Here is a 340-nt window from a genome sequence, read left to right as displayed (position 1 = left end):
CACATTATGGATATGTGGATTACGTTTATAATCCAGCGGTAAACATAGATGGTCGATATTAGTCACGTCGATACCCGCTTGGTTCAACGTTTCGATATCCATTTTAAATTTACGTTTGTTGTTTGAGAAAATAAGCTCGCCATTTGGAGAAAGTAGCTTAATCAAGCCACCTAACATCTCTGCATGATCGCGTTGCACATCCCAACTGTCTTCCATACGTTTTGAATTTGAAAACGTCGGTGGGTCGATAAAAATGAGTTCATATTTCTGATGGCTATTATCTTTTATCCACTGCAAACAGTCTGCTTGAATAAAATCGTATTTAGCGCCAGACAAACCA

1 pseudogene is annotated in these 340 nt (G+C 38.5%); it reads right to left on the bottom strand.

What is annotated here, in order from left to right:
* Positions 1-340: pseudogene (locus AAEY88_RS12710) on the bottom strand (bifunctional 23S rRNA (guanine(2069)-N(7))-methyltransferase RlmK/23S rRNA (guanine(2445)-N(2))-methyltransferase RlmL); the annotation flags it as partial.

It is taken from the genome of Psychrobacter sp. CAL346-MNA-CIBAN-0220 (assembly GCF_040309805.1).
In the GTDB taxonomy this organism is placed as follows: domain Bacteria; phylum Pseudomonadota; class Gammaproteobacteria; order Pseudomonadales; family Moraxellaceae; genus Psychrobacter.
Note: the sequence above shows the minus strand (reverse complement) of the source record. Positions and strands in the feature narration are given on the sequence as shown.